Annotated in this window: 22 protein-coding genes; 9 read left to right on the top strand and 13 right to left on the bottom strand. The window is 61.2% G+C overall.

Annotation, left to right across the window (positions count from 1 at the left end):
- Positions 1 to 39: 39 nt before the first annotated feature.
- Positions 40 to 669, top strand: coding sequence for a glutathione S-transferase family protein (locus FBY02_RS03820; RefSeq protein WP_144923597.1), 630 nt, complete (start codon positions 40 to 42; stop codon positions 667 to 669).
- A gap of 14 nt (positions 670 to 683) precedes the next feature.
- Here FBY02_RS03820 and FBY02_RS03815 read toward each other — a convergent pair whose 3' ends face one another.
- From FBY02_RS03815 to FBY02_RS03795, 5 genes are all read right to left on the bottom strand, one after another.
- Complete coding sequence (locus FBY02_RS03815; RefSeq protein ID WP_144923594.1) at positions 684 to 1,220, bottom strand: membrane integrity-associated transporter subunit PqiC; 537 nt, start codon at positions 1,218 to 1,220, stop codon at positions 684 to 686.
- A 17-nt stretch (positions 1,221 to 1,237) separates the two neighbouring features.
- Positions 1,238 to 2,887 (bottom strand): intermembrane transport protein PqiB, encoded by a 1,650-nt coding sequence (locus tag FBY02_RS03810; RefSeq protein ID WP_144923591.1) that lies wholly within the window; start codon positions 2,885 to 2,887, stop codon positions 1,238 to 1,240.
- Positions 2,868 to 3,512 (bottom strand): paraquat-inducible protein A, encoded by a 645-nt coding sequence (locus tag FBY02_RS03805; RefSeq protein ID WP_178115351.1) that lies wholly within the window; start codon positions 3,510 to 3,512, stop codon positions 2,868 to 2,870. Before FBY02_RS03805 ends, FBY02_RS03810 begins: the two co-directional genes overlap by 20 nt.
- An 11-nt stretch (positions 3,513 to 3,523) precedes the next feature.
- The gene (locus FBY02_RS03800) at positions 3,524 to 4,120 is read right to left on the bottom strand and encodes a paraquat-inducible protein A (protein ID WP_144923585.1); all 597 of its coding nucleotides are present in this window, start codon (positions 4,118 to 4,120) and stop codon (positions 3,524 to 3,526) included.
- A gap of 70 nt (positions 4,121 to 4,190) precedes the next feature.
- On the bottom strand, positions 4,191 to 4,631 hold the full coding sequence (locus FBY02_RS03795; RefSeq protein WP_041020645.1) for a CBS domain-containing protein: 441 nt from the start codon (positions 4,629 to 4,631) through the stop codon (positions 4,191 to 4,193).
- Positions 4,632 to 4,851: 220 nt separating this feature from the next.
- Between FBY02_RS03795 and FBY02_RS03790 the strand changes: the two genes are divergently transcribed.
- Positions 4,852 to 7,215: a DNA polymerase II gene (locus FBY02_RS03790; RefSeq protein WP_178111860.1), complete on the top strand. Its 2,364-nt coding sequence runs from the start codon at positions 4,852 to 4,854 to the stop codon at positions 7,213 to 7,215.
- A 45-nt stretch (positions 7,216 to 7,260) separates the two neighbouring features.
- Here FBY02_RS03790 and FBY02_RS03785 read toward each other — a convergent pair whose 3' ends face one another.
- Positions 7,261 to 8,082 (bottom strand): aldo/keto reductase, encoded by an 822-nt coding sequence (locus FBY02_RS03785; protein WP_144923579.1) that lies wholly within the window; start codon positions 8,080 to 8,082, stop codon positions 7,261 to 7,263.
- Between the two features lie 151 nt (positions 8,083 to 8,233).
- Positions 8,234 to 9,385 carry an aldose epimerase family protein gene (locus FBY02_RS03780; RefSeq protein WP_144923576.1) on the bottom strand — a complete coding sequence of 384 codons (1,152 nt, stop codon included), beginning with the start codon at positions 9,383 to 9,385 and terminating at the stop codon, positions 8,234 to 8,236.
- Between the two features lie 322 nt (positions 9,386 to 9,707).
- Between FBY02_RS03780 and FBY02_RS03775 the strand changes: the two genes are divergently transcribed.
- The 3 genes from FBY02_RS03775 (at position 9,708) to FBY02_RS03765 (ending at position 12,159) form a co-directional block, all read left to right on the top strand.
- On the top strand, positions 9,708 to 10,433 hold the full coding sequence (locus tag FBY02_RS03775) for a hypothetical protein (protein ID WP_256662474.1): 726 nt from the start codon (positions 9,708 to 9,710) through the stop codon (positions 10,431 to 10,433).
- Between the two features lie 109 nt (positions 10,434 to 10,542).
- Positions 10,543 to 11,328: a sulfite exporter TauE/SafE family protein gene (locus FBY02_RS03770; RefSeq protein ID WP_144923570.1), complete on the top strand. Its 786-nt coding sequence runs from the start codon at positions 10,543 to 10,545 to the stop codon at positions 11,326 to 11,328.
- A gap of 285 nt (positions 11,329 to 11,613) precedes the next feature.
- Positions 11,614 to 12,159 (top strand): DUF4174 domain-containing protein, encoded by a 546-nt coding sequence (locus FBY02_RS03765; protein ID WP_144923567.1) that lies wholly within the window; start codon positions 11,614 to 11,616, stop codon positions 12,157 to 12,159.
- Between the two features lie 60 nt (positions 12,160 to 12,219).
- On the opposite strand, the gene ampC is transcribed toward FBY02_RS03765, so the two are convergent.
- On the bottom strand, positions 12,220 to 13,368 hold the full coding sequence (gene ampC, locus FBY02_RS03760) for a class C beta-lactamase (RefSeq protein WP_144923564.1): 1,149 nt from the start codon (positions 13,366 to 13,368) through the stop codon (positions 12,220 to 12,222).
- A gap of 285 nt (positions 13,369 to 13,653) precedes the next feature.
- Between ampC and FBY02_RS03755 the strand changes: the two genes are divergently transcribed.
- Both FBY02_RS03755 and FBY02_RS03750 read left to right on the top strand, forming a co-directional pair.
- Positions 13,654 to 14,547 (top strand): Dyp-type peroxidase, encoded by an 894-nt coding sequence (locus FBY02_RS03755; protein ID WP_144923561.1) that lies wholly within the window; start codon positions 13,654 to 13,656, stop codon positions 14,545 to 14,547.
- Between the two features lie 52 nt (positions 14,548 to 14,599).
- On the top strand, positions 14,600 to 15,346 hold the full coding sequence (locus FBY02_RS03750; protein WP_144923558.1) for an SDR family oxidoreductase: 747 nt from the start codon (positions 14,600 to 14,602) through the stop codon (positions 15,344 to 15,346).
- 129 nt (positions 15,347 to 15,475) lie between these two features.
- Here FBY02_RS03750 and FBY02_RS03745 read toward each other — a convergent pair whose 3' ends face one another.
- The 4 genes from FBY02_RS03745 to FBY02_RS03730 all read right to left on the bottom strand — a co-directional run bounded on the left by FBY02_RS03745 (position 15,476) and on the right by FBY02_RS03730 (position 19,462).
- Entirely contained in the window at positions 15,476 to 15,898 is a 423-nt protein-coding gene (locus FBY02_RS03745; protein WP_144923555.1) for a hypothetical protein, read from the bottom strand.
- Positions 15,899 to 15,991: 93 nt separating this feature from the next.
- Positions 15,992 to 17,428, bottom strand: coding sequence for a GntR family transcriptional regulator MpaR (gene mapR / locus FBY02_RS03740; RefSeq protein ID WP_144923552.1), 1,437 nt, complete (start codon positions 17,426 to 17,428; stop codon positions 15,992 to 15,994).
- A 154-nt stretch (positions 17,429 to 17,582) separates the two neighbouring features.
- On the bottom strand, positions 17,583 to 18,995 hold the full coding sequence (gene ccoG / locus FBY02_RS03735; RefSeq protein ID WP_144923548.1) for a cytochrome c oxidase accessory protein CcoG: 1,413 nt from the start codon (positions 18,993 to 18,995) through the stop codon (positions 17,583 to 17,585).
- Positions 18,996 to 19,225: 230 nt separating this feature from the next.
- On the bottom strand, positions 19,226 to 19,462 hold the full coding sequence (locus FBY02_RS03730; protein WP_144923545.1) for a DUF3203 family protein: 237 nt from the start codon (positions 19,460 to 19,462) through the stop codon (positions 19,226 to 19,228).
- 133 nt (positions 19,463 to 19,595) lie between these two features.
- Here FBY02_RS03730 and FBY02_RS03725 point away from each other — a divergent pair, with 133 nt between their 5' ends.
- Positions 19,596 to 20,096, top strand: a complete 501-nt coding sequence (locus tag FBY02_RS03725) for an MgtC/SapB family protein (RefSeq protein ID WP_144923542.1) — start codon at positions 19,596 to 19,598, stop codon at positions 20,094 to 20,096.
- 133 nt (positions 20,097 to 20,229) lie between these two features.
- Here FBY02_RS03725 and FBY02_RS28040 read toward each other — a convergent pair whose 3' ends face one another.
- Positions 20,230 to 20,394, bottom strand: a complete 165-nt coding sequence (locus FBY02_RS28040) for a hypothetical protein (protein ID WP_175361304.1) — start codon at positions 20,392 to 20,394, stop codon at positions 20,230 to 20,232.
- 218 nt (positions 20,395 to 20,612) lie between these two features.
- Here FBY02_RS28040 and FBY02_RS03720 point away from each other — a divergent pair, with 218 nt between their 5' ends.
- A complete protein-coding gene (locus FBY02_RS03720) occupies positions 20,613 to 22,610 on the top strand; it encodes an alpha-1,4-glucan--maltose-1-phosphate maltosyltransferase (RefSeq protein WP_144923540.1) in 1,998 nt (665 codons plus the stop codon).
- Positions 22,611 to 22,686: the final 76 nt, after the last annotated feature.

Here is a 22,686-nt window from a genome sequence, read left to right as displayed (position 1 = left end):
CAGGGTTCTATCGACTGAACCTTCCCAGGAGGCAGGCTTATGTATCAGTTATTCGGCTACAGGCAATCCGGTTCTTCGGCCGTGGAGATTGCTCTGTGCCTATGTGGTGTGCCCTATCGCCGGGTCGATGCCTATTCGACTGAAAACAATGACGCGGCCACAGCACTCGAGGCGTTGAATCCGCAGAAACAGGTCCCGACCTTGCAGTTGCCGGACGGTTCGGTGCTGACCGAAGCCGCAGCCATTCTGATCCACCTCGGGCTGGCCTATCCGGAATCGAAGTTGCTGCCTGAAGACCCGCTCCAGCGTGCACAAGCCATACGGGGTCTGGTTTACATCGTCGCCAATTGCTACACGCCCATCGGTATCATCGATTTTCCGGAGCGTTGGCTGGTCGAGGCGGATGAGGCGACCCGGCAGCAATTGGTATCGGGCACGAAGCAACGCTTGTATCGCAACTGGGCGCTGTTTGCCGATCAGTTTCCGGCGCAACCGTTTTTCAGCGGCGCCGAGCCGGGAGCGCTGGATATTCTCGCTGCGGTGATTACCAAGTGGGCCGGAACGCGAGAGGCGATGCTCAGTGCACGACCGGAATTTCACGCGGTGCTGGAGCGTATCGACCAGCATCCGCGTGTGGCCCCGGTGTTGTCACTGCATTGGCCTTCGTAGGCATGCCCGAAAGGTCATGGGCATGTCTTTCGAGTGGCCGCCTGGGCGACGAGGTCGACGAACTGCCGGACGTTGTTCTGATGGGCCAGCACCAGCTCGTCGAGGGTGCTTCCGGCAGGCGTCTGCAGGTGGTTGCGGCAGGTGAAAGCGTAGGCGTCGTCGCTGAGGTTGCGCAGGCGCCATTGCATGTCCATGCGAGCGTACTGGCCGGGGATCGAATCGAAGCGTTGTACGTCTACCCGCAGTAGCACCTTCGGTGCGCCAGGGTTGCTCAGTTGTTCCTCCAGGCTGCTGCGCAGCTCATCCGCCAGACTGGCACCCCACCATTCAGTCTCCAGGATCGCCAGCCCGCTGGTGCCCTGACGAATGACCACCTGGGGGCGATCTACCTGAGGTGGGACGTTGACCTGCTCGACCCGGATATCGACGCTGGAGGGCGGTTTGCCTGTCGGCTGGACCGGGCTCAGGGTGTGGTAATGAATCGGATCGCTGCGACAGGCGCCGAGCAGCAGCGCCACGGCGAGCAGGGCGGGTTTCAGCATCGGCGGCATGGCAGGCGCTCCTGTAGTCATTCTTTCACCGGGAACGTGAGGGGGGCGTCCTTGGGACGACCGCGCAGCAGCGATTCGGGATGACGGCTCAAGTAGTCGGACAGTTCACGCAGCGAGCGCGACATGCGCCCGAGATCGTCGAGGGTCTGGCTCAACTGTTCGCGCTGTGGCGAGTCTTCGGCCAGCGTGTCGTTGGCCGATTGCAGGGTCTTGCTGACGTCTTGCAAGGTGTTCTGCACGCCTGGCAGGGTCTTGCCGTTGAATTGCTTCAAGCCTTTGCGCAATTCCACGAGGTTGCCATCCAGGTTGCTGGCGATGCTTTCCAGCGGCAGCTTGTTGATCCGCTCGACCACCGACTGCAGTTGCTCCTGCAATTGCTGGAGGCTGCCGGGGATGGTCGGGATACGGACGGGGCGGGCGTTGGGATCGAAAGCGACCTTTTCAGCCTTGGGATAGAAATCCAGGGAAATGTACAGCTGCCCGGTCAGCAGACTGCCGCTGCGGGCCTGTGCGCGCAAGCCTCGCTCGACGAAACTGCCGATCAGGCGGGCCGAGGCGGCTTCATCTTCCGGGTCGTGATTAAGCGCCTTGAGCAGTTTCTCGTGGGCTTTGCCCAGGCGCTGGGGATAGATCACCACGCCGACATTGACTGGAAAGCTGCGTTGCTTTTCGTCGAAATCCAGGTTGATGGCGACGACCCTGCCCACTTCCACACCGAGGAATTCCACCGGGGCATTGACCTTCAAGCCGCGCAGCGCCTGATCGAAACGGAGCGCCAGGTATTGCGCCTTGCCACTGGGTGGTGCCAGGGCGCTTTGCTGGTCGGCGAACAGTTCGTAGTGCTTGTCTTCGGCCGCCGGCGTGTCGTTTGGGCTGTATTCCGGTGCCCTGAACGCGATGCCGCCGACCAGCAATGCCGAGAGCGATTCGGTCCTGACCGCGAAACCATTGGCGCCGACATTCAGGTCCACGCCGCTGACGTTCCAGAATCGGGTGTTTTCGGTGACATAGGCATCGTTCGGTGCGTTGATGAACACTTCGATATTGACGCCCTTGCCGTCGGCGTCCAGCCCGTAGGACACCACCTGGCCCACCGGAATCTTGCGCAGGTACACCGGCGAGCCGATGTCCAGCGAGCCGAGGTCCTGAGAGTGCAGGGTAAAGCGCTTGCCCGGTTCGCCGTAGGTGATCGGCGGCGGTGCCTCAAGGCCGGTGAACGACTTGGCGCGTACTTTCGAATGCCCCGCATCGGCCCCGATGAAGTCCCCGGACAGCAGTGTGTCGATCCCGGAAATGCCGCCGGCGCCGATGCGCGGCCGGACCACCCAGAACACCGAGTCCTCATGGGTGAACGTATCGGCATTCTTGGCCAGCTTGACCGTGGCGGTGACGTTCTTCTGGTCGTCGCTCAGCTGTACGTCCGTGACCTGGCCGATCACCACGTTGCGATATTTCACCGCGGTCTTGTTGGCGGTCAGGCCTTCGCCAGTCTTGAAGGTAATGGTGATGGTCGGACCTTCCTGCAACCAGTTGTGAATCACCAGGGACAGGCCCACCAGCACCGCAATGATCGGCACGATCCACACCAGCGACACCGACCAGCGGCGGCTGGTGACGTGGGCGCGACCCGGTGCGGGTTGCTGTCTGTCAGTGGCTTGCGATTTCATCCATGGCCTCCTCCGAGGGTGGGGTGTCCCAGATCAGCCGTGGGTCGAAACTCATAGCCGACAGCATGGTGAGCAGCACGACGAGTCCGAAGAACAGGATCCCCGGCCGCGGTTCGATATCGCTCAGTGCCTGGAACTTCACCAGCGCTGCCACCAGGGCCACTACCAGCACATCGAGCATCGACCAGTAGCCGATGACCTCTACCAGCCGGTACAGCTTGGCCCGCTGGAGCTGGGCCCAATTGCTGCGGCGTTGCACGGTGACCAGCAGCAGCGTCAGTACCACGAACTTGGTGCCGGGCACGGCGATGCTGGCGATGAAGATGATCAGGGCGATGTCCCAGGCGCCGCTGCGCCAGAACTCGATCACGCCGCTGATGATCGTACTGTCGGCGCCATCCCCGAGCATCCGGGTATTCATCACCGGCAGCAGGTTGGCCGGGACATAGAACACCAGCGCGGCCAGCATGTAGGCCCAGGTGCGGGTGAGGGCATCGGGTTTGCGCCGGTGCAGGGCGGCGTCGCAGCGCGGGCAGGTCTGGGGCTCGTCGGTCATGTCGCAGGCCAGGCCGCAGCCGTGGCACAGGCACAGGTCCAGATCACTGGCCTGGGGCGGGGTATCCAGCGGTTCACCGTTCACAGGCTGCTCCACAGGTCGCGCACATCGCGCCCGGCAATCCGGATCATCAGCAGGCTCAAGGCCGCCAGGGCGAACAGACCGATGCCCGGCAATACGTCGAGCATTCCGGCAAGTTTGATGACCGCCACCAAAGCACCGAGCAGGCAGACCTCCAGCATGCTCCATGGTCGAAGGGTTTCCAGGCTGCGCATGCACAGGTTGAACCCCGGCGCACGGCGGTTGACGTAGGCATGACCGAGCACCCAGAGCAGGAGCGTCAATTGCAGGACCGGTGCGACGATGATCGCCACCGCTGCCACCAGGGCGATGAAGGTGATGGGCCCCTGACTCAGGGCTACGATGGAGTCCCACAGGGTGGCGCTGTTGCTCAGGCCCTGGAAATGGATACTCATCACCGGGTAGACGTTGGCGAAGGCCCACAACACCGCCGCCGTCACGCTCAAGGCCAGGCGTTTTTCGATGGTCAGGCCGTTATAGCGCTGAATCACCGCGCCACATCGCACGCACGAGGCTTTTTGATGCGGGACGAGCTCCACCGGCTCGTACACCGCATCGCAATGTTCGCAAATGATCAGTCGCTCGGTGTCGGCCATCAGGGTGCTCGGGCAGGGACAACCCCTTCAATATAGAAGTGGGTTGGGAATGAGCAACCTGGCGAGCCGATCATTCGCCGCGAATGTACTGCTCCAGTTGTTGGATCAGGTTCGCCTGTTCGGCAATGGCTTCCTTGACCAGGTCACCGATGGACAGCAGGCCGACGAGTTTACCGTCATCCACCACCGGCAAATGCCGCAGGTGCTTTTCGGTCATGATGCTCAGGCAGGTCTCGACGGTCTGGTGCGGATCGATGGTGATCACGGGGGATACCATGATGTCGCTGACCTTCGTGCCCACCGAGGAGCGGCCGTGCAAGACCATCTTGCGCGCATAGTCGCGCTCGCTGATGATCCCCAGTACTTCATCGTTCTTCACCACCAACAAGGCGCCGACGTTTTTCTCGGCCATGCGCATCAGGGCCTGCAACACCATGTCGTCCGGTGAGATGGTGTGCACATGCTGGTTCTTCTCGTCCTTCATCCGGAGCAACTGCGCGACGGTTTTCATTGGGAGGGGCCTCGGGGGTGTTTTTGCAGGTGTTGTTAAAGAATCGTAGACCCAGCGGCGCAGGGCAAGCGGTAAAACGGCGGCCAGTCGTCCAAAAACGCCATCGGCAGTGAATTTATCATTGTGGCGAAGGGATAAATCCCCTCGCCACACAGGTTCACTGCTTGCCTGAGAGATGGCGGTAGAATCACCCCCTTACCCAAGATTCGAGGTCACCGCGGTGGATTTACAGCAGGGCTTCGTCCTGACCCGGCATTGGCGCGACACCCCGGCGGGCACCGAAGTCGAGTTCTGGCTGGCGACAGACGCCGGGCCCCGGCGTGTGCGGCTGGCGGTGCAGCCGTCGGTGGCGTTCGTGCCGCAGCTCCAGCGTGGCCAGGTCGAAGCCCTGCTGCAAGGGGAGAAGGACATCGAACTGCGCCCCCTTGACCTGCTGGATTTCGAGCATCGACCGGTACTGGGCCTGTATTGCCGCCAGCACGCCCAACTGATGCGCCTGGACACGACCCTGCGGCGCGCCGGCGTGGAGGTGTTCGAGGCCGATATCCGGCCGCCGGAGCGCTACCTGATGGAGCGATTCATCACCGCGCCGGTCTGGTTCAGCGGTACGCCGGGCGCCAACGGTCTGTTGCTGGACGCCCAGATGAAACCGGCGCCTGATTACCGCCCGGCGTTGCGCCTGGTGTCCCTGGATATCGAGACCACGGCCCAGGGTGAACTGTATTCCATTGCCTTGGAGGGTTGCGGCGAGCGTCAGGTGTACATGCTTGGCCCGCCTAACGGCGACGACAGCGATGTGGATTTTCAGCTTGAATACTGTGATTCCCGCACGGTGCTGCTGAAGAAACTCAACGACTGGTTCGCCCGGTTCGACCCCGACGCGATCATCGGCTGGAACCTGGTGCAGTTCGATCTGCGCGTGCTGCACGAGCATGCCCGGCGGCTGGCCGTGCCGTTGCGCCTGGGGCGAGGTGGGGAGGAGATGCAGTGGCGCGAACATGGTGCGCGCAACAACCACTTTTTTGCTTCGGCGGCCGGTCGATTGATCATCGACGGCATCGAGTCCCTGCGCTCGGCCACCTGGAGCTTCCCTTCGTTCAGCCTGGAAAATGTCGCCCAGACGCTGTTGGGGGAGGGCAAGGCCATCGGCACCCCTTACCAGCGCATGGATGAGATCAACCGCATGTTCGCCGAGGACAAGCCGGCCCTGGCTCGCTACAACCTCAAAGACTGCGAGTTGGTGACGCGGATCTTCGCCAAGACCGAGCTGCTCAAGTTCCTGCTGGAACGGGCCAGTGTGACCGGCCTGCCGGCGGACCGCAGCGGCGGTTCGGTGGCGGCCTTCACGCACCTGTACATGCCGCTGATGCACCGCCAGGGGTTCGTCGCACCGAATCTTGGCCAGCGCCCGCCCCAGGCCAGCCCGGGCGGTTTCGTCATGGACTCCCAGCCCGGACTCTACGAATCGGTCCTGGTGCTGGACTACAAGAGCCTGTATCCGTCGATCATTCGCACGTTCCTCATCGACCCGGTGGGCTTGATCGAAGGCCTGCGCCACCCCGACGACCGCGAGTCGGTGCCGGGCTTTCGTGGCGCACGGTTCTCGCGTACCCGGCATTGCCTGCCGTCCATCGTCGCGCGCGTGGCCGGAGGCCGGGAGACCGCCAAGCGCGAACACAACGCGCCGCTGTCCCAGGCCTTGAAGATCATCATGAACGCCTTCTACGGTGTCCTCGGCTCCAGCGGCTGCCGTTTCTTCGACCCACGGTTGGCGTCATCCATTACCTTGCGCGGCCACCAGATCATGCAGCAGACCCGGCAGTTGATCGAAGCCCGGGGGCATGTGGTGATCTACGGTGACACCGACTCCACCTTCGTCTGGCTGCGCCGGGCCCACGGCCAGGACGAGGCCGCCAGCATCGGTCGTGAGCTGGTGGCGTACGTCAACCAGTGGTGGCGCGAATACGTGCATGAGACGTTCGGGTTGCAGAGTGCGTTGGAGCTGCAGTTCGAAACCCACTTCAAGCGTTTCCTGATGCCGACGATCCGTGGCGCCGAGGAGGGCAGCAAGAAACGCTACGCCGGGCTGGTCACCCGTGCCGACGGCAGCGACGAAATCGTCTACAAGGGGCTGGAGGCTGTACGCACCGACTGGTCGCCGCTGGCCCGGCAATTCCAGCAGGAACTGTACGAGCGGATCTTCCATCGCAAGCCTTACCAGGATTACGTGCGCGATTACGTTCACCAGACTCTCGCCGGAGCGTTCGATGAGCGATTGGTCTACCGCAAGCGCCTGCGTCGACCGCTGGATGACTACGAACGCAATGTCCCGCCCCACGTGCGAGCGGCGCGGATTGCCGACGAGTTCAACCACCGCCAGGGCCGCCCGCGGCAATACCAGAACGGTGGCTGGATCAGCTACGTCATCACCGTCGCCGGCCCCGAGCCCTTGGAAACCCGCAGCGCCGCCATCGACTATGACCACTACGTGAGCAAACAGCTGCAACCGGTGGCGGATGCGATCCTGCCGTTCGTGGGGGATGATTTCCTGACCTTGGTGGGCGGGCAGATGGGGTTGTTCTGAGGATGGCCCCGCCAGGCATGATTCCTCGACCCGGCGGGTAGTTCGTCACACCATTGCCAAGCGCTGCTTGCCCTGGGGTTGCGGAAAGATCAGATCCAGGGTGGCCAGATCCTGGGGCGCCAATTGCAGGTTCGCTGCTTCGGCGTTCAAGCGCACATGTTCCGGTTGCACGGCCTTGGGAATGGCGATGACATTGTCCTGGCGCAACAACCAGGCCAGTGCAATCTGTGCCGGCGTCGCACCGTGGCGCTCGGCGATCTCCCGCAGGGTGTGGTCCTTGAGCAGATGCCCACCCTGGCCGACCGGGCAGTAGGCCATGATTGGCATGGAGCGCTGCCGACACCAAGGCAGCAGGTCGAATTCGATACCCCGCTCCTGCAGGTTGTACAGCACCTGGTTGGTAGCGCAGGTCGGTGAAGCCAGTTCTTCAAGATCCTCCACATCAAAGTTCGATACACCCCAGCGGCCAATCTTGCCTTCTTCGCGCAGGCGTTCGAAGGCTTCGACGGTTTCTTCAAGCGGGTATTGGCCGCGCCAGTGCAGCAGGTACAAGTCGATGTAGTCGGTGTCGAGTCGCCGCAGACTGCGTTCGCAGGCCAGTGGAATGCCTTTGCGGCTGGCGTTATGGGGGTAGACCTTGCTGACCAGGAACACCTGGTCCCGCAGGCCGGTGATCGCCTCGCCCACGACGGTTTCGGCACCGCCTTCAGCGTACATTTCCGCCGTGTCGATCAGGGTCATGCCCAGTTCGATGCCCTGGCGCAGGGCGGCAACTTCTTTCTTGTGGTCGGACGGTTCCTCACCCATGTGCCAGGTGCCCTGGCCGATCAGGGGGACGGATACGCCGGCCAACTCCAGAGTCCTCATGCCTGTCTCCTATGTGCTTGAACGTCAGACGTGTGGCAGCAGGATAGACCAAGTGTTCAGCTCGATCGACGAGAAGCCTGCGCCGTTCCCTGTGGGAGCGAGCAGGCTCGCTCCCACACTCCTGGCGGCTAATGTGGGAGCGATCAGAGGGTTATTTCGCAGAGAACTTCAGCACCATGGTCTGGGTGTAGGTCTGGCCCGGATCAAGCCGCGTGGATGGGAATTTCGGCTGGTTTGGAGAGTCGGGGAAATGCTGGGTCTCCAGGGTAAATGCACCCCAGTGCGGATAGACCTTGCCCTGTTTGCCCTTGACGGTGCCATCGAGGAAGTTGCTGGTGTAGAGCTGCACACCGGGCTCGGTGGTGTAGAGCTGCAAGCGGCGCCCCGACTGCGGGTCGTAGACATCGGCGGCCGGTTTGCTCACGTCACCCTGAGTATCCAGTACCCAGTTGAAATCGAAGCCACCCTGTTTCGGTTCGGCGAACTTGAGTTGTGGGTGGTCAGCCTTGATGTGGGTACCGAAGGCGGTGGGCTTGGTGAAGTCCATGGGCGTGCCGGCCACGGGCGCCAGTTCGCCGGTGGGGATGAGTTTGGCGGTCACAGGGGTGTAGTGGGAGGCGTACAGGGTGGCGACCTGTTTCAGGATGTCGCCGTTACCGGCACCGGCGAGGTTGAAATAGCTGTGGTTGGTCAGGTTCAGCACCGTGGGTTTGTCGGTGGTGGCCTTGTAGTCGATGCGCAGCTCGTTCTGTTCGGTGAGACTGTAGGTGACATCGGTCGTCAGGGCACCTGGGAAGCCCATCTCGCCATCCGCCGACAGGTAGGTCAGAGTCACGCCCACCGAGTCCTTGCCGTTATGCGGCACGGCTTTCCAGACGCGTTTGTCGAACCCTTGCGGTCCACCGTGCAGGGAGTTGCCATGGTCATTCTGGGGGACCTGATAGCGCTTGCCGTCCAGTTCGAATGCGCCGTCGGCCAGACGGTTGCCGAAGCGGCCGATGGTCGCGCCGAAATACACGTTGCCGTTCTTCTGGTAGCCCTGGACATCATCGAAACCGAGCACCACGTCAGCAGCCTTGCCGTGTTTGTCCGGCACGATCAACGACTGGAGGATCCCGCCGTAAGTAATGACGGTGGCCTCCATGCCATGGCTGTTGCGCAGTACATATTTTTCCACCGCGGTGCCATCGTCGGTCTTGCCGAACGCGGCGCGTTCGTTGGTCAGGCCGGCGGCCTGGGAGGCAGAAGTGGCGATCATCAGAGACACTCCGAGGGCCGTGAGCAGATGTCTGGATTCAAGCATGGTAGACCTTCCTTCTTGTGGTTTTGTTGTTGTTTTGAACGCGGGTCGAGTCGGTTACTTGGTCGGACAGCGGTGAGGGTTTTTCTGTTCAGTAGTCTATCTATTTAAGGGTTGATAAGGGATTTATAGCCAAAAATCGAAATTTATCAATTAAAAAGTAATACTAATTAAGCGAGGCGAGTCTTGCCCAAACGTCAGGCCCGGCAGGCAGGACTGCACTTTTAGGTTTTTTGCCGCTCTATCCATGGCCAGGAAGCGGCGACTCCCCACCGCTTCCCCATGCCCAGATCGAGATTCAATGGCCGGTGTTTCCTACTGTCTGATGATGTTGCGACGTCGCTGTCCCGTGCTGCTGGGTGGGGCGTTGATATTGCTCAGTGGTGGTTGCAGCCACCAGCAGGGCCAGGACATGGTCACTCAGTTCAGTAACGCCCGGCCCCAGGAGTTCTTGCAGACCAGCGTCGACCGCATGGCCACGTTGTCGATGCACGACAATCTGCAAAGCCTCTACCTGTTGATGAACAAGCTTTACCTGCGCAATCCCCAAGAGTTGCGCAAATCCGGTTTCCTCGACGCCCGCACCGCGGAAAAACAAGTGCGCATGGCCATCGAGCAGCAGCAACCCTTGCCGACCTTGGGCGGCAAGAAGGACCTGGCGGCCCTGAGCTACGCCATGAGCCCTGAGTTCCTCGGCGATCGGGTCGGGGCCTTCATCTATGCCATCGGCAGCATGCTGGTGACGGCCCATGGCAACCGGCTCGAGTTCTACATGACCGACACCATCGACCCGCGCTTTGTCAGCAACGCGGCACGCAATATCGAAAAAGCCACCTGGATACTGAGCCAGCGACAGGACAAGGACGGCAATCTACTGCTGTTTTCCAACGAGATCTCGGAGGAGGGCAGCAACCTGAGTTTCGCCGTGGAGTTCGGCAAAATCGTCGCGCGACTGGACTTGCTCACGCAGATGCTGGATGAGCGTTACCGGCGGATCGGGCTGAACTACGCCCAGAGCCTGCTGTTCCTCAACTTCTTGCCGGTTCAGTAGGTTTTTAGGAAAAGGCATAAAGATAGATCACAACGTTATAGGGCGGTTATAAGAAAAATCGCTATGCTCGCGGCGAGATTTTCCACGCGGTTATGCTGAGACGGGTTTGATGGATTTCGGTAATGTCGGTTTAGTCGTAGCGGGCCTGGTGGTCGGCTTCATCGTCGGAATGACCGGTGTCGGCGGCGGTTCGCTGATGACTCCCATTCTGTTGTGGTTCGGTATCAACCCTGCGACTGCCGTGGGTACGGATTTGCTGTACGCGGCCATTACCAAATCCGGCGGCGTGCTGGTGCATGCCAGAAATCGCAATATCGATTGGGCGATCACCGGTTGGCTGACCTTGGGCAGTGTGCCGGCGGTCGGGCTGACGCTGTGGTTTCTCAGTACCCTGCACAGTTCGCCGGACGCCATGAACGCTGTCATCAAGCAGGCCCTGGGCTTCGTGCTGTTCGCGACTGCCCTGGCGATCCTGTTCAAGAAGCGCCTGCTGCAATTCGCCCATGATCGTGCGGGCGGTCACTACAACCCCTCCGGTGCGCGGCTCAATGTGCTCACGGTCATCACCGGCCTGGTGCTGGGTACGATGGTCGCGTTGACCTCCATTGGTGCCGGCGCCCTGGGTACCGTCGCGTTGTTCATTCTCTACCCGTTCCTGGTCACCAAGCGCCTGGTGGGCACCGAAATCGCCCACGCCGTGCCACTGACCCTGGTGGCCGGTCTGGGCCATGCGAGCATGGGCAACATGGACTGGCACATCCTCGGTTATTTGCTGGTTGGCTCCTTACCGGGTATCTACCTGGGCAGTCATCTGTCGGGACGCATCTCTGACGAACTGCTGCGCCCGTGCCTGGCGGTGATGCTGGCGATGATCGGGTTCAAGTTGGCGTTCTGATAAGTCTGCAAGGTTTCGATGATCAATGTGGGAGCGGGCTTGCTCGCGAAAGCGGTGTATCAGTGGATATTTTATTGACTGACACGCCGCCTTCGCGAGCAAGCCCGCTCCCACCAGAGTTCGTGTCAGGCCCTTGCATCGCAATTGCCCTCCCGCACCACGGTTGCGCAATGACCCCGCTGACCTAAGCTTCATGGCAGGCCGGCGCAATATTGGGCGACTCTCTCGCGGAACAATTGCCGCCCTGTGCAATCAGTACAGCGTAAATATCAAAAGGAGAGGCGCATGCTCATTCGGTCGTTGACCTTGGCAACCTTGCTGGCCATCGCCGGCCCTCTGTTCGCCGCTGATGGTGACTCACCCCTGGTGGCGGAGGTGGGCAGGTCCCGGTCCCTGATTGTCATCGCGCCCAGCACCGTGGACCCTGCGTGGGTCAGCCTGAAAAAAGCCCTGGACGAACCAGCGGGCAAGAAGGGTTTTTCCGAGCGCAACATGGTGCTCTATACCGTGCTCAATACCATTGGGCAGCGCGACGGTAAGGATCTGGACCCCCAAAGCACCATGGCGTTGATCCGATCACTCAAGCTGGGGGCCGGAGCCCAGACCAAGATCATCCTGGTGGGCAAGGATGGAGAAAAGAAGCTTGAACATTCCGGGGCGATCGAACTGAAGGAGCTGTTCGACACCGTCGACAAGTTGCCCGCAGCAGAAAAAGAAGCAACGCCTCCAGCACCACCTCCAGCCCCCGAAGCTGCACCGGCCAAGGACACGAAGGGCGCGAAACCCGGCAAGACAACCAAGCCTACGGCTGTAAAGCCGTTGGATGATTGACTCTCAAGGAGATGATGGCAGCTGTTGGAGCAAAGCTTGCTCCGGCAGTTACCTCTTGCCTTATCGCTCCTCCAACGCCGTCAGGATCCGGTGCGCCGCCTTCACCCGTTCCTCGTTGGGATAGTTCCTGTTCGCCAACAGTACGATGCCCATGTTCTTGCCAGGCACGAAAGCCGCATAGGCGCCGAAACCGCCAGTTGATCCGGTCTTGTTGATCCATGCGTTGTCCGGGGCAGGGCGGGGCGGGTCGAGAGGTTCGACCTTGTTCGGCTGCATGGCCATTTCCACCGAATTACCCGCCAACAGCTGGCTGACCGTCACCGGATAAGGGTAGAACTCCCAGCCCAACCCCTGGGTCATGCCGCCGACCTGGTAGAACCCGGTGTGGGTGGTGGCGATGGCTTGTTGCAGGTCAGGGGCCAGTGTTTCCGGTCGCAGGTTGGCTTCAAGGAAACGGATCAGGTCCGAGGTGCTGGTCTTCACGCCATAGGCCTCGGAGTCCATTGCCCCGGGACCGACCCGGACTGGCTTGCCGTCTTTCGCGTAGCCTTGGGCGTATCGGCTCGACTCTGACGCCGGCACCCGCAGATAGCTGTGCTTGAGGCCCAGGCCCGGCATCAACGTCTGTTCCATTGCATCATCGAAAGGGCGATCCAGGCTGCGAGCGGCCAGATAGCCGAACAGGCCGATGCTCGGGTTCGAATAGAGCCGTTGGGTACCGGCCGGGTAAAGCGGTTTCCAGGTCTTGTAGTAGCCGAACATCCGGTCCGGGTGGTCCGCGCTGTCGGGAAACTGCAACGGCAATCCACCGGCGGTGTAGGTGGCGAGGTTGAGCAGACTGAAGTTCTCCAGGACGCTACCCTGTAACTCGGGGGCGTAGCGGCCGGCCGGGTCCGACAGGGACAGTTTGTCCTGGGCCTGGGCATAGGCGCCGAGGGTCGCGGTAAAGGTCTTGCTGACCGAGCCTATTTCGAACAGGGTCTGTTCGGTGACCGGCTGTTTCGTTTCCCTGGAGGCCACGCCGTAGTTGAAATAGTGAGGTTGGCCGTCCAGCGTGATCGCCACGGCCATGCCGGCTATGTCCTGCCGTTTCATCAAGGGTTCGATCACTGCATTGACGGTGTCTTCGAGGCGATCCTGGGCAAAGCCCGGCATCATTCCACAGCCCAGCAGAAAGGTGCCCGCGAGTATCGATCGGGTCATGCGCATGTTGACCGGTCTCCATGAATGGCGAGAGTTCAAGCCGCTCTGCATCCGGCAGCCTTGAGCGGCTCAATGCACCGTTGGGGTGCAAGCTTTGGAGCGCACTCTAGGAAGTTTTCGGCGGTCAGGCAACCCGAGGTCTTTCGCTTCGGGACAGGTTCCGAGCCATCCGACGGAGGCGAAAGAGAAATCCTACAAAAAGCCTGGGTTGCATAGGCAGGTTCCCCGTTGGCAAATCACCACAAATCCACGGCCGCCGGGTAGACTTGCGCTCTTTCTAGAGGAGTTCACATGAGTTACTACCAGCCCGGCATTCTCGCCACCCCTGTTCCGCCTCAGGCTCGTCATTTGTTTTTCGCCCTGGAATCGGTCGAGGCGTTGCCGGCTGCGATCGACAGGTTGGTGCTGCAACTGGACGGTCGTGGCGTGATCGGTTTCGGCGAGTCGCTGGTCCAGGCGCTGGGCGCGCAGATCGAAGGCCTGCGGGCATTTCCTGCGCTGGCGGGTGTGGGCGTGGACAATCCTTCGACCCAGCACGCGCTGTGGTGTTGGCTGCACGGCGAAGACCGTGGCGAACTGCTGCACCGCAGCCGCGCCATCGAGGCGGCGCTGGCACCGGCGTTGCGCCTGGTGCAAATGAACGAAACCTTCCGTCACATGACCGGCCATGACCTGACAGGTTACGAAGACGGCACCGAGAACCCCCACGATGAAGCCGCCATCGCCGCAGCCCTGGCCCAAGGCACCGACGGTCTGCGCGGTGGCAGTTTCGCGGCGATCCAGCAGTGGCAACACGACCTGGACGGTTTCGCCGCCCTGCAACCCCACGAGCGTGACAACATCATGGGCCGGCGGCTGAGCGACAACGAAGAGCTCGACGATGCGCCGGAGTCGGCCCACGTCAAACGCACCGCCCAGGAAAGCTTCGCGCCGCAAGCCTTCCTCGTGCGCCGCTCCATGCCGTGGATCGAAGGCGATCGCGCCGGCCTGATGTTCCTCGCGTTCGGTTTCTCCCTGGACGCTTTCGAGGCGCAACTGCGACGCATGAGTGGCCTTGAAGATGGCATTACCGATGGCTTGTACCGCATGAGCCGGCCGATCACCGGCGGCTACTACTGGTGCCCACCGTTGCTGGACGGGCGCCTGGACCTGCGGATCCTGGCCGGGGGTTGTGCAAAAGCGTGACGTGAACGCTATTCTTGGCCCCTGGCGTCTACCGTGAAACAGGGGAAGCAGCGTGGATAAAGTCATCGTGATCACTGGTGGTGGCCGTGGTATCGGCGCGGCCACGGCGTTATTGGCTGCCGAGCTGGGGTATCGGATCTGCATCAACTACCATTCCGATGAAAACGCCGCGCAGGACGTGCTGGCGCAGATCCGCGCCAAGGGCGCACAGGCCATTGCCGTGCGCGCTGATGTGAGCATCGAGGATGAGGTGATCGGCCTGTTCGACCGGGTGGACGCGGAGCTGGGGCGCGTTACGGCGCTGGTGAACAATGCCGGTACCGTCGCTCACAAGTCCCGGCTCGATGAGATGTCCGAGTTCCGCATCCTCAAAGTCATGAAGACCAACGTGCTGGGGCCGATTCTCTGCGCCAAGCACGCCGTGCTGCGCATGTCTCCCCGGCATGGCGGGCAGGGCGGCAGTATCGTCAACGTGTCATCGGTGGCCGCCCGCCTGGGCTCGCCGAACGAATACGTCGACTATGCCGCTTCCAAGGGCGCGCTGGACACCTTCACCATCGGCCTGTCCAAGGAAGTGGCTGGTGAGGGCATCCGCGTCAATGCGGTTCGCCCGGGTTACATCTACACCGATTTCCATGCCCTCAGCGGCGATCCCGAGCGGGTCAGCAAGCTGGAATCGGCAATCCCTATGGCCCGGGGCGGTCGTCCGGATGAAGTGGCCGAAGCGATTATCTGGCTGCTGTCGGACAAGGCTTCGTATGCGACCGGGACGTTCGTGGACCTGGGGGGCGGGCGCTGAGTTTCGCCGGTACTGGCCCCATCGCGAGCAGGCTCGCTCCCACATTTGAATACAGTCCGCCTATGGGAGCGGGTTTGCCTTTGATGCTATCGGTGTGCAGAACGCCTGCATTGAAATGGCCGGATGGGGTTATTCCTGGATGACGTAAATGTTATCGAACCCTACGCCGTATGGAGGCTTTTCAACTTCTTGGAATGCTGTAATACGAACGGTAGGTAATCCGGACGATTGAGGTGGAGGAGGGGGAAATGTCACTTTGCAGGAATGCCATTGGTCATCGCCTGCAGGGACGTCCAGTAGCTGAACATTATCATTGACTCTGCAAGCCAACTCTTTCAGCGTCACCCCATCGGGGACTTTAATGTCGAACTTTACGATGACTGGAAGATTGTCCGCGAATGGCAATTTGAATATCTTGGCCAAGCTGTAATCAGTCACATACTCGTCACCGGTGATGTAATGATTGCCACGTGGCTCCCTCACTATTTCTCCTTCACTTTGGGTAAATCTCCAGCCGTCTGGACCGTTCTCGAAATCGTGAAAATATTTCATGATCTTCTCCTTAGGATAGATTGTTGCCAACGCGGGGTGCTCATTTCGGTTGGCGATCTCTACGCTAAGTCGTTCTCCACAGGCCTGCTACTGTCAGAGCTGACAGGTATCTTGGTTGGTCATCAGTGAGCGAATAATCCTCCCCAACGTCTCCATGGCCTTTTCCGACGCCTCGGTCCAAGGGCTGCCGTAGTTCAAGCGAATGCAGTTCCTGAACCGCCGGGTCGCTGAAAAGATCGGACCCGGGGCGATGCTGATGCCTTGGGCCAGGGCCATCTGGAACAGTTTCAGCGAGTCCATCTGTTCTGGCAGCTCCAGCCACAGGAAATACCCGCCGGCCGGGTGGCTGACGCGGGTCTGGGCCGGGAAATGACGAGCGATGGCGGCAAGCATGGCGCTTTGCTGTTCTTCCAGGGCGTAGCGCAGTTTGCGCAGGTGACGGTCGTAGCCGCCGTGTTGCAGATAGTCGGCGATGGCGGCCTGGGCTGGCATCGAGGCACACAATGAGGTCATGAGTTTAAGGCGCTCGATTTTCTGCGCGTAGCGGCCGGCGGCAACCCAGCCGATGCGGTAACCCGGTGCCAGGCTCTTGGCGAATGATCCGCAGTGCATCACCCACCCTTCGGTGTCGAACGCCTTGGCCGGTTTCGGAGCTTGTTGGCCGTAATAGAGTTCGGCGTAGACGTCATCCTCGATCAATGGCACCTGATGGCGGCGCAACAACGCCACCAGTGCCTGTTTCCGTTCCTCGGGCATGGTTGCGCCGATGGGGTTCTGGAAACTGGTCATGCACCAGCATGCCTTGATCGGATGGCGTTCCAGGGTTTGTTCCAGTACATCCAGGTCAATGCCGTCGCGCGGATGCACGGGGATTTCCACGGCCTTGAGCTTGAGCCGTTCCAGCACCTGCAGGCTGGCATAGAAGGCCGGTGCCTCGATGGCCACCAGGTCGCCGGGCTCGGTCACGGCCTGCAAGCACAGGTTCAAGGCTTCCAGGGCGCCGTTGGTGACCAGCAGTTCCTCCATAGGCAGCATCAGCCCGCCGACCATGTAGCGCAGGGCGATCTGGCGGCGCAACTGCGGATTGCCCGGCGACATGTCGGTGACCACCACCCGTGGGTCCATATCCCGCGTGGCGCTGGACAGTGAGCGGGATAGCCGTTGCAGCGGGAACAGCGTCGGGCTGGGGAATGCCGAGCCGAAGGGTACGGTGCCTGGATCCTTGATGGAATTGAGCACCGAGAACACCAGTTCGCTGACGTCGACTTCGGTGGATTCGTGCACCTGGCTACTGATGACCGGCTCGGAAAAGGGCTTTGGCGCATGGTTGTTGACGAAGTAGCCGGAACGCGGCCGGGCCCGGATCAAACCGCGGCGTTCCAGCAGGTAATACGCCTGGAAAACCGTGGACGGGCTGACGCCGTAGGTCTGGCTGGCATAGCGCACCGACGGCACGCGCTGTCCCGGCCCCAGCATGCCGGAGCGGATCAGCTCTGCGATGTCGTCGGCGAATTTCTCGTAGCGTTTCATGTACGGTCCAGTCATCCACGGTTCAGGTTGCGCATCAACTGTGGGAGCGAGCCTGCTCGCGATAGCGGAGTGTCAGGCACATCAAGGTTGACTGTGCTGACCTCATCGCGAGCAGGCTCGCTCCCACAGGAAAACAGCTCTGCATCTTAAGGCTTCAGCGATTCATCGGCGCGACAAAACGGCTTTTGGCCTCGCTATGAATGTTGGGCTCGTCACTGTCGGCTACCTTGAATGTCAGTGCCTGTGAGCCGCTGCGGGAGCGTTCGCTGAGCATCGCCACCGACACCGGTACGTCGACTATTTCTCCCGGGGCCAGGCTCAGTCGGGTCTTGCCTTGCAGGACGAAGTCGTTGCCGTCCACCAGGGAGAGCTGATAGTCCTGGCGTTGCTGGGTCTTGTTGATGATCTTCAGGCTGTAGATATTCTCGATCAGTCCCTGGCTGTTTTCGCGGAACAGGCCGCGGTCCTTGCTCACGTCCAGGGAAACCATCGGCCGCTCCACCAATGCCACCACCAGTGCGCCGATCATCACCAGCAGCACGGCGGTATAACCGATCAGCCGCGGTCGTAGCAGGTGGGTCTTGCCGCCCTGCAACTGACGCTCGGAGGTGTATTTGACCAGCCCGCGGGCGTAACCCATCTTGTCCATGATCGAATCGCAGGCGTCGATGCAGGCCGCGCAGCCGATGCATTCCATTTGCAGGCCGTCGCGGATATCGATGCCGGTCGGGCAGACCTGCACGCACATCTGGCAGTCGATGCAATCCCCCAGGCCGAGATTGGCCGGGTTCGCGTCGCGCTTGCGTGGGCCGCGGATTTCGCCACGGGCCGCGTCGTAGGAAATGGTCAGGGTGTCTTTGTCGAACATCACGCTCTGGAACCGTGCGTAGGGGCACATGTGCATGCACACCGCTTCACGTAGCCAGCCGGCATTGAGGTAGGTGGCGCCGGTGAAGAACAGCACCCAGAACAGGCTTACGCCGGCCATCTGCAGGGTCAGCAGCTCTTCGGCCAGTGGGCGGATCGGCGTGAAGTAGCCGACGAAGGTCAGGCCGGTGAGCAGGCTGATGGCCAGCCACAACGTGTGCTTGGCCGAGCGGCGCAGGAGCTTGTCCAGGCTCCAGGGCGCGCTTTGCAGCTTGATCCGTTGGTTGCGATCGCCTTCGGTGATCTTCTCGCACCACATGAAGATCCAGGTCCAGGAACTCTGTGGGCATGTGTAGCCGCACCACACCCGGCCGGCGAACACGGTGATCGCAAACAGGCCGAAGGCGGCGATGATCAGCAGCGCCGACAGCAGGATGAAATCCTGGGGCCAGAAGGTGGCGCCGAAAATGTGGAATTTGCTTTCGGCGAGGTCCCAGAGCACCGCCTGGCGGCCGCCCCAGTCCAGCCACACCGTGCCGAAGAACAGCAGGAACAGCAGGCCCGCGCCGCTCATGCGCAAGGTGCGGAACAGGCCGCTGAAGCTGCGGGTGTGGATCAGGTTGTCAGTGGTCCTGGCCCTGATCTTCGCGGGCGCGGGTTCAAAGGTCTGTATCAACTGGACGGGGATTCTATCGCTCATGGTCGGTCGCTCATCAGCCTTATCTGGCCCGCGCACTATGACCATCGCGCTGTTTGCATAACAGACTCAGGTGTTTCGATAAAAACCGGATCAGATGGGCTGGAGGCCAGGGCCTGCGACAGGTTGAAGCACCCAGGGATAGACAAACACCCCCATGTAGCAAGGGAGCTTGTGTGGCGAGGGAGCTTGCTCCCTCGCCACAGATTGCCCACTTGCCGACAAGGTGGTGCTCAGATCGCCGAGCCGCTGTCGCTGGCCTTGAGATGTCTGCGTCCATCGGTTGCGCCGGCCTGGATCAAGGCGTCGGCTTCGGCCTCGGTGAAGTGGACGAGGTCGCCGTTGAGCTTCACGGCCGACATGGCTTTATCCGCGTCGGTGATAATCGTCAACTCGCTGGCGGGGCGCTGTTGCGGACCGTTTCTGGTGTCGAAATAGCAGATCCGGTGGTCATCGATACGCAGGGTCATGGTGTGCTCCTTCTTGATGTCCTGAGCGTTAGGCTCCCCATGACCACCAGGGTTCGTCGCGCCGGATCAGCGGTCGGAGCACCTCTGGCATCCGTTGCGGTCCATCGTTTATCGACGGCATGAGGAGGATTGTATGGAAGCGTGGTGGCATCAGGTCTGGATCACTCTGCAATCGGAATTCGCCGACATCGGCGATACCCAGCAAATGACGCGGGTCACGGTGCGCCTGCTAATGGCCGCGCTGCTCGGCGGCATCCTGGGGTTCGAGCGTGAGCACAAGGGCAAGGCGGCGGGGGTGCGCACGCATATGCTCGTGGCGCTGGGCGCGGCGTTGTTCGTGCTGGTGCCGCAGATGTCCGGTTCCCAGGCCGACGCCATGAGCCGAGTGGTGCAGGGCGTGATCGCCGGCATCGGTTTCCTGGGGGCGGGCACGATCCTGAAGAACAATCATGGGGACGAAAGCCACGTAAAAGGCCTGACCACTGCCGCCGGCCTGTGGATGACGGCGGCCATCGGCGTCGCGGCCGGGTTGGGCCGGGAAGCGACGGCGGTGTTGAGCACGTTGTTGGCGTTGGCGGTTTTCAGTGTGATGCCGGTGATCGTCCGGGCGCTGGATAAGGATGACAAACCGTGATCTAACACACCGGTGCAATACCTGTGGGAGCGGGCTTGCTCGCGAAGACGGTGTGTCAGTCACTTATAAGCTGGATGATCCAACGCCTTCGCGAGCAAGCCCGCTCCCACAGGTTCTCCACTACGCTTGTTTTTCACACCCGCTCCGGCGGCGCCTCGTTCGGTGGATCGCCCACGGGCTGCTGCGGGGCGAGGGGAGGATCTTTCTCCGGTACAGGTTCCGGGTCAGGTCCTGGAGGCGGCAGGGTGGGGTCATCGATATTGGGATCGGGGGTTTCGGCCGGGATGGGAATATTCATCGGGACGGGTCTCCGTGACGCACATGGCTTGAGTCGTGCTTACTGCTGTTGACCACCCTGGGCCGGGTTTGATCCCGCTCGCCACCGGGCAAATCCCGCTGAACTTTTCCCTGCCGGTCCGGTTCGGAGTTTAAGTGAGTTCTTTCAGGGACCCGTTTTCCAAGACCAGTGGGCCTTACCGCCATAACGTCCATGGGGCGTAAAAGGAGCGATGCTCGATGATTGCCGAACACCCGACCGACTTGGCGTACAACCCGAATCTACCGCTGTCCCACGCCTTGTTGCTGCCACGTATTGCCATTGAAAACACCATGCCGGTGATCGATGGCGGCCAGTTCGCCGCCAAGGCCGTGGCGGGACAAGATGTCACGGTGACCAGCAAGGTCTTCACCGATGGTCATGACAAGCTGGCCGTGCGAATCCGCTGGCGGGCACTGGACGATGAGGTGTGGAACAGCGAGGTGATGACCGACCTGGGCAATAATGGCTGGCGGGGCCAGTTCAATGTGCCGGCCCAGGGGCGCTATGTATTTTGCATCGAGGCCTGGTTCGACCAGTACGCCAGCTTCTGCTACGAACTGGAAAAGAAATACGCTGCCGGCGTGCCCATCAGCCTGGAGTTGCAGGAAGGCCGCAATCATGTGCTACAAGCCTCCGAGCGCAGCGATGGCGAGTTGAGCGAACAACTGGCCGCCTTGCACCACGAGCTTTCGGGGTTGTTGCCGGCTGAACAGGTCGCTTTGTTCCTGGCGCCGCACAGTGCCGACTTGATGTCCCTGGCCGATCACCGGCCATACCTGAGCATCAGTCCCGAATATCCACTGGATGTCGAGCGCGAACGGGCCGAGTTCGCCAGCTGGTATGAACTGTTTCCGCGCTCGATTACCGATGATCCCACCCGTCACGGCACGTTCAACGACGTCCATTCGCGCCTGGCGATGATCCAGGACATGGGCTTCGACGTCCTGTATTTTCCGCCGATTCATCCCATCGGCCGCAGCTTCCGAAAAGGCCCGAACAATTCCCTCACCGCCGGTCCCGACGATCCGGGCAGCCCGTATGCCATTGGCAGCGAAGACGGAGGGCATGAGGCGATCCATCCGCAACTGGGCACCCGGGAAGACTTCCGTCGCCTGGTGGCGGCTGCCGAGGCCCATGGCCTGGAGATCGCCCTCGATTTCGCCATCCAGTGTTCCCAGGACCACCCCTGGCTGAAGCAGCATCCGGGCTGGTTCAGTTGGCGGCCGGACGGCACGATCAAATACGCGGAAAACCCGCCGAAGAAGTACCAGGACATCGTCAATGTCGATTTCTACGCGGCGGAGGCGATTCCCAGTCTATGGACGGAGCTGCGGGACATTGTGCTGGGCTGGGTCAACGAGGGCGTGAAGATGTTCCGCGTCGACAACCCTCATACCAAGCCGCTGCCGTTCTGGCAGTGGTTGATCGCCGATGTGCGGGCCCAACATCCCGAGGTGATCTTCCTCGCCGAAGCCTTCACCACACCGGCGATGATGGCCCGGTTGGGCAAGGTCGGCTATTCCCAGAGCTACACCTATTTCACCTGGCGCAACACCAAGGCCGAGCTGGCGACCTACTTCAGCGAACTCAATCAGTCACCGTGGCGCGAGTGTTATCGACCGAATTTCTTCGTCAATACCCCTGACATCAACCCGGCCTTCCTCCATGAGTCGGGACGCGCCGGTTTTCTCATTCGCGCAGCGCTGGCGACCATGGGCTCGGGCCTGTGGGGGATGTATTCGGGCTTCGAACTCTGCGAGTCGGCACCGGTGCCGGGCAAGGAGGAATACCTCGATTCGGAGAAATACGAAATCCGGCCGAGGGACTTCACCGCACCAGGCAACATCATTGCCGAAATCGCCCAGCTCAACCGCATCCGCCGCCAGAACCCGGCGCTGCAGACGCACCTGGGGCTGAAAATCTACAACGCCTGGAACGACAACATTCTGTTTTTCGGCAAGCGCACACCTGACGGCAGTAACTTCGTCCTGGTCGCGGTCAGCCTCGATCCGCACAACCCCCAGGAAGCCAATTTCGAGTTGCCGTTATGGGAAATGGGCTTGCCCGACGATGCCCAGACCCAGGGCGAGGACTTGATGAACGGCCACCGCTGGACCTGGTATGGCAAGTATCAGTTCATGCGCATCGACCCGGGGTACCAGCCGTTCGGGATCTGGCGGATCAGCGCGTCTTGAAGACTGGGGGGAAGGGATTTCTGTGGCGAGGGGATAAATCCCCTCGCCACAAATAGATCTCATCAGTCTCCAGAGG

The sequence above is a fragment of the Pseudomonas sp. SJZ078 genome (assembly GCF_007828255.1).
GTDB lineage: Bacteria > Pseudomonadota > Gammaproteobacteria > Pseudomonadales > Pseudomonadaceae > Aquipseudomonas.
This window is presented reverse-complemented; position numbering and strand designations above follow the sequence as displayed.